Annotated in this window: 4 protein-coding genes; 2 read left to right on the forward strand and 2 right to left on the reverse strand. The window is 72.5% G+C overall.

Going from position 1 to position 6,199, the window contains the following annotated elements; translation table 11 throughout:
- Positions 1-20 precede the first annotated feature (20 nt).
- Positions 21-1,343 carry an MFS transporter gene (locus tag ACH5A8_RS23225; RefSeq protein ID WP_399004838.1) on the reverse strand — a complete coding sequence of 441 codons (1,323 nt, stop codon included), beginning with the start codon at positions 1,341-1,343 and terminating at the stop codon, positions 21-23.
- A 162-nt stretch (positions 1,344-1,505) separates the two neighbouring features.
- Between ACH5A8_RS23225 and ACH5A8_RS23230 the strand changes: the two genes are divergently transcribed.
- Positions 1,506-2,690 carry a serine hydrolase domain-containing protein gene (locus tag ACH5A8_RS23230; RefSeq protein ID WP_399004840.1) on the forward strand — a complete coding sequence of 395 codons (1,185 nt, stop codon included), beginning with the start codon at positions 1,506-1,508 and terminating at the stop codon, positions 2,688-2,690.
- A 142-nt stretch (positions 2,691-2,832) separates the two neighbouring features.
- Here the strand turns inward: ACH5A8_RS23230 and ACH5A8_RS23235 are convergent, their stop codons facing one another.
- Positions 2,833-4,035 carry a threonine aldolase family protein gene (locus tag ACH5A8_RS23235; RefSeq protein WP_399004842.1) on the reverse strand — a complete coding sequence of 401 codons (1,203 nt, stop codon included), beginning with the start codon at positions 4,033-4,035 and terminating at the stop codon, positions 2,833-2,835.
- A 974-nt stretch (positions 4,036-5,009) separates the two neighbouring features.
- Here ACH5A8_RS23235 and panD point away from each other — a divergent pair.
- Positions 5,010-5,435, forward strand: a complete 426-nt coding sequence (gene panD, locus ACH5A8_RS23240; protein ID WP_399004844.1) for an aspartate 1-decarboxylase — start codon at positions 5,010-5,012, stop codon at positions 5,433-5,435.
- Positions 5,436-6,199: the final 764 nt, after the last annotated feature.

The following is a 6,199-nucleotide window of genomic DNA, read 5'->3' on the forward strand; positions in this document are numbered from 1 at the left end:
CGCGCACTCGGCCACCTGGTTCAGGCCGTCGGACCCGGCTGCCGTACGTCCCGCTCGGGCCGGATCGCGGTCAGGGCGACCAGTCCGCAGACCAGCATCACGGCGGCGGACAGCAGGAACGCACGGGTGTATCCGGCGCCCTGCGAGGGCGCCGAGTCCAGCAGGTGTCCGGTCAGGTACGGCGCGATCAGCCCGGGCAGGGTGCCGGTCGCGGCGACGACGCCGAACACCGCTCCTCGCTGCGCGGGCGGCACCACGGCGGCCGTCGTCATGTAGTGCAGCGGGAAGGCGATGGCGTGCGCGCCGAACGCCACCGCGAGAAGCACCAGGAGCAGCGCCCGGGCGTCGGTGAAGGGCAGGGCCGCCATGGCCAGCCCGGCGACGCCGACCGCGATCCCCTGCGGCGCACCGCTCGACCAGCGGCTCGACACCCCGCGCCGCTTCAGCGCGTCCACCAGCGGGGACACCGCCAGCAGCAGCACGAAGCTGAACGCCGAGACACCGCTGATGAGCGTCGCCGCCCCGCCGGGTGACATGCCCAGCTGTGTGCGCAGGTAGGGGGGCAGCCAGGCCTGGCTCAGAGCCAGGGCCCAGGAGGCGCCGAAGGCCCCCGCGATGCTCCCCAGCACCGTGCCGTTCACCAGCAGGGCGCGGTACGGCAGCCGGGTCGCCGGTCCGGAGCCGGACGTGGCGCCGTGCGCGGGCTCATGGCCGTACGGCCCGTCGTGCCCCGCCCGCCACCACAGCAGGCTCCACACCACGCTGGTCACGGCCAGCGCGGCAAAGGCCGAGCGCCAGCCGAAGACGCTGATCAGCCAGGTCACCACCGGCGCGGCGATCAGCGTGCCCAGCGCGGCGCCACTGATCTGCAACGCCGACGGCAGGCCCCGCCGGTCCTCCGGGAACCACTTGTACAAGGCGTGCATGGACATCGACGCCGCCGGCCCCTCGGCCGCGCCCAGCAGCACCCGCCCGGCCATGAGCGCCGGCACGGAGGCGACGAAGAGCACGGGCAGCTGCGCCACCGCCCAGACGCCGGCCATGACGAACAGCAGCACCCGGCAGGAGAGCCGCGAGGAGGCGAACCCGACGACCATTCCGGAGACGCTGAACAGAAGGGCGAACGAACTCGATATCAGGCCGTAGGTGCTGTTGCTGATCTGCAGCTCGTCCATGATCGGTACGGCCGCGAGGCCCAGGACGGACTTGTCCGCGTAGTTGACCAGCATGAACGTCACGATCAGCGCGGTGACCACCCAGGCCCGACGACGGCCGGTCCGCGGATCCGGTGGCGGCCCGGCGGCATCCGGGCGGGGGGCGGGTCGGGACTGCGGCTTGATCATCGGGGACTCCTGCGGCTCTGGAGTATTGAAGTGGATGCATGTTGCCGTACAGACTGTCTGTTAGCGATCGATTGATTTGGCAACCTAAGTGCCGAAGGCCGCGAGGTCAACGCCTCGACGGCACCGCGCTCGCGGAACCTGATCCCGAAACAGGAGTGACCCATGCCCGAGACAGCCCCGCTCAGTGATCTGAAATGGACCCGCGGCTACACGGATCCGGCCTGGATCCGCCGCTTCACGTCCCGGGGCCGCGAACTCTCACCCAGCCGACGGGTCTGGCGGGGCGACGCGCCCGCACGTCCCCTGCCACGCGGTGAGGCCGACCTCGACGCCCTCGACCTCGTCACCACGGACGCCGGCGCACTCAAACTCGCCGACCTGTTCACCGCGGCCCGGACGGACGCGTTCATCGTGATGCACCACGGCCGGATCGTCCACGAGCGCTACCCGCACGGCGCCGACGCGCACACACCGCACTTCAACGCCTCGGCGGCCAAGTCCTACCTCGGCCTGGCCGCGGCGACGCTGGCACACCAGGGACTGCTGGACCGTACGGCGCCGGCCTCCGCCTACGTACCCGAACTCTCCGGAACGGCCTTCGGGGACGCCCGGGTCCAGGATCTGCTGCACATGGGCACCCGGGTGAGCTACGCGGGCCGTCCCTTCGACAAGGCGATCGAGGCCCAGCGGTACCACGCGGTGATCGCCCCTCAGCTGCGGCCGTTCGGCTACAACGGTCCCACGACCATCCGCGAGCACCTCCTGACCGCCCGCGCCACCGGAGCCCCGGGAGAAGAGTTCCGCTACGAGAACGGCAACGTGGAAACGCTGGCCGAGGTGCTCCGCCGGGTCACGGGCCTGACCACGTCCGCCCTGCTCGGCGACCTCCTGTGGGCCAAGATCGGCGCGGAGGAGGACGCGTACTACATCCTGGACGGCGACGGCGTCGAAGCCGCCTGCGGAGGCTTCAGCGCGACGGCACGCGATGTCGCCCGGCTCGGTGAGATGCTGCTCCGCGGCGGGGCGGTGGGGGACCGGCAGGTGGTCCCGGCGGAAGTGGCCGGCACGATCACCAGCGGCGTACCCGACGGCTACCCCCGCCGGGTCCGCTTCCCGGCCGCACCCCCCGACTCACCGGCCACGCTCTCCTACCACGACCTGTGGTGGGTCCTGAACGACCCCTACGGCTCCTACATGGCCAGCGGCATCCACGGTCAGCGGCTCTTCGTCTCGCCGGGCCTGGACCTCGTCGTCGTCCACTTCGGCTCGCAGGTCATGTCGCCCGCGGTGCCGCCGGTCCCGCTCGTGCAGGCGTTCGTACGCATCGGAGTCCACCTCAACGCGTGAGGCGAGCGCCGGGAACAGCGGAGTCCGTGACCGCGGGACGGTCACGGACTCCGGTCGGCTCGCGGCCGGCCGCTCTGTCGGTGCGGGTTCTTCCGCAAGGCCCCGACCGGGACGGGCGGACCGGGACCGTGCCCGTCGCCGGCTACTTCGTCCCGCGGTCCGCGGAGGAGGCAGGCTCCTTCCCCAGCACTTCTCCGATCGTCTCTTCCATCTCGCGGACCTTACGGCGCAGTCGCACCAGTTCCTCGCGCTCGGCCGTGGTCAGAGCGCCCGCCGGCCCTTGGCCTCGCTCCGCCGCCAGCTCTTCCGCGATCGCCGCCGCGAACGCGTCCACGTCGCCCTCGGTGGTGTCGAAGGAGGTCATCCAGCGGACCTCGCCGGCCTGTTCGTCCCAGGTGTAGAAGCGGAAGCGCTTCTGGAGGCGCTCGGTGACGGCCGGCGGCAGGACGGCGAAGATCTGGTTGGCCTGCACCGGGCGGGGGATCTCCAGACCCGGCAGGTGGCGCACCGCCTCGTACAGCCGCCGGGTCATCGCGTTGGAGCGGGCCGCCGAGCGCAGCCAGAGGTCGCCGCCCAGCAGCGCCTCGAACTGCACCGACAGGAAACGCATCTTGGAGCCCAGCTGCATGCTCGTCTTGCGCAGACGGGCCATGCCGCGCACCGCGTCCTCGTTGAGCACGATCACCGCCTCGCCGAAGAGCAGCCCGTTCTTCGTGCCGCCGAGGGAGAGGACGTCCACGCCGACGTCGGTGGTCATCTCACGCAGGGACGCGCCGAGGGTGGCGGCGGCGTTGGCGAGCCGGGCGCCGTCCAGGTAGACGAGCATGCCGAGGCCGTGCGCATGGTCGCAGATCGCACCGATCTCGTCCGGCGTGTAGCAGGTGCCGAGCTCGGTGGACTGGGCGATCGAGACGACCTTGGGCCGGGCCCGGTGCTCGTCCTCGAAGCCCCATGCCTGACGGTCGATGAGCTCAGGGGTGAGCTTGCCGTCCCAGGTGGGCACCGTCAGGAGTTTGATCCCGGCGACCTTCTCGGGCGCCCCGCCCTCGTCGACGTTGACATGGGCCGACTCGGCGCAGACCACGGCGTCCCAGCGGTCGAGCATGGTCTGCAACGCGACCACGTTCGCGCCGGTGCCGTTGAAGACCGGGTACGTGTGCGCGGTGGGGCCGAAGTGGCCGCGCACCACTTCCTGGAGGCGCTCGGTGTAGACGTCGGCGCCGTAGCTGACCTGGTGGCCGCCGTTGGCCAGGGCGATCGCCGCGAGGATCTCGGGGTGCGCGCCCGCGTAGTTGTCGCTGGCGAAGCCGCGCTCGTCCGGGTCGTGTCGTCGCTGGATGGTCATGGTGCTCGCCTACTCGTCTCGGTCGTACGGGTGTGACACATGGGGTCCGGACGGGGCGCCGCCCGGCGCCGTCTCCGTCCGGGCGCGGGCCTTCTCCGGGCCGCGCACCAACGGCGGCGCCGCCGTCGTGGGCGCGGCTGACGTGGACGCTGCCGGAGCAGGCGACCGGCTTCAGCACGCGGGGGAAGCCGACCCTTTCGGCCGCGGCGCGCGGTTCGGCGCCGGTGGTCGCCCGGGTGAAGCGCGGAGTGCGCAGCCCGGCATCGGCCACGGCGACTCGCATGACGCTCTCGTCCAGGACCATGGGACGATCGCCACGGGAGAGCCGGGCAGGTCCGGTGCCGCGGCGACGATCCGCGGTCCCGTCTCGGCCGCGATGCCGATCAGGGTGGCGGCTCCGAAGGAGGCGCGTTCCACCACGAGGACGCGGGCAGGACGAGGTGCTTCCGTGTGCGGCACAAGCGAAGTCCCCCGGGCAGAGCTGTGTGGACCGGACTCGCGATCACGATCCTGATCGCGATCTTTCTATCCGGGCGCCTTGGGCCCGGTCAATGGAGCACCGGAAAATTGTCTGCGAGAGCGCACCTGAACCGCATAACTTCCGGAACAAGGGTGCCGCCAGCGCCTGTTCGGCTCCCGGCGCCGGCCGAACGCCTTCGTGGAGATCCTCATTCGTCGTCAGTCGCGCCAGGGAAGTGATCTGCGATGCGACGCGAGCGCCTGACGTCCCGTCGGCGAGGTCGGTGTCTCGTCGGAATCAGCCCTGCGCATTCCGCGAGGGACGTCCGTGCAGGTGCGTGGCCGGCCTCGTCGCGGCCCACCCGGTCCGCGCCGAAGCCGCACGTGCGGGGCCTCGTCGGCGAGGTGAAGCGATGTTCCTCACAACGATCGAGTCCAGTGCGTGCCGGCGGTACAGTGAAGACCGCCCTTGACCTGCACAAAGCAGGCAGGGAGCCGTCTTACAGGAGACCGACATGCTGCGCACCATGTTCAAGTCCAAGATCCACCGCGCCACCGTCACCCAGGCCGACCTGCACTACGTGGGATCGGTGACCATCGACGCGGATCTTCTCGACGCCGCCGACCTGCTGCCCGGTGAGCTCGTCCACATCGTGGACATCACCAACGGGGCCCGGCTGGAGACGTACGCCATCGAGGGGGAGCGCGGGTCGGGTGTCATCGGCATCAACGGCGCGGCCGCGCACCTCGTGCACCCCGGCGACCTGGTGATCATCATCAGCTACGCCCAGGTGACCGACGCCGAGGCGCGGGCGCTGAAGCCGCGGGTCGTGCACGTCGACGCGGAGAACAGGATCGTGGCGCTGGGCGCCGACCCGTCCGCGCCGGTGCCGGGCACCGACCAGGAGCGCAGCCCCCAGGCCGTACCGGCCTCGGCCTGAGCGCCGCCGGCCGCCTCCGGGCCACCGGGGGCGGAGCGGTGACCGGTCCTTTCGGATCATCGTGGAGCGCCGTGACCCCGATGTCCGGTCCCGCGGGCTGAACCGGGACCGTCGGTGGTTCCTCCGTGCCCCCTTCGCGGCGGCCCGTGCCCCGCGCGGAGGGGCCGGACGGGGCCCTCTCCGTCGTGCCCCCGGGTGACTGGCCGCTCGGGTGCCGGGTAGGCGGGGGAGTAGTCCAGAGCCGAGGTGGACCGACTGGCCGGAGGACAGCATGACGGACAAGACGGACAGCATGACGAACCCGTACCCCGACCCCGTACCGCCCGGGCCCACCCCGGGCCCCGGACCGGGTCCGGCGCCGGGCCCCGACCCGCAGCCGCCGGAGCCGCGTCCGGATCCGGTGCCCACGCCCGATCCGCCGCAGCCGTACCCGGACCCGGTTCCCACGCCGGCGCCGCACCCGGCCCCCGAGCCGCCCCCGGTCCCGGGACCGCCGCAGCCGGTGCCGCCACCGCCGCCCGAGCCGACGCCGCCCCCGGCGCCCACCCCGCCCCCGGCTCCCGTACCCCCGCCGGGCCCGGTCCCCACGCCGCCTCCGAACCCGACGCCCGAGCCGCCCCCGTCCCCGATCCCGCCGGGCCCTGAACCGACCCCGAGCCCGGAGCCGGGGCCGCCCCTGAGCTGAGCCGCCCGGCCGGACCTCACCGCTGGGGCGGGCGAGGGCGGGCGGGGGCCGGCCGCCTGCCCCCGCCCACCCGCGGCGG

This window comes from Streptomyces sp. NPDC018610 (assembly GCF_044391765.1).
Lineage (GTDB): Bacteria > Actinomycetota > Actinomycetes > Streptomycetales > Streptomycetaceae > Streptomyces.

What these genes read in the sequence shown, in the direction of transcription:
- ACH5A8_RS23225 (WP_399004838.1), bottom strand. Translation starts at nt 1,343, where the DNA reads ATGATCAAGCCGCAGTCCCGACCCGCCCCCCGCCCGGATGCCGCCGGG.
- ACH5A8_RS23230 (WP_399004840.1), top strand. Translation starts at nt 1,506, where the DNA reads ATGCCCGAGACAGCCCCGCTCAGTGATCTGAAATGGACCCGCGGCTAC.
- ACH5A8_RS23235 (WP_399004842.1), bottom strand. Translation starts at nt 4,035, where the DNA reads ATGACCATCCAGCGACGACACGACCCGGACGAGCGCGGCTTCGCCAGC.
- panD (WP_399004844.1), top strand. Translation starts at nt 5,010, where the DNA reads ATGCTGCGCACCATGTTCAAGTCCAAGATCCACCGCGCCACCGTCACC.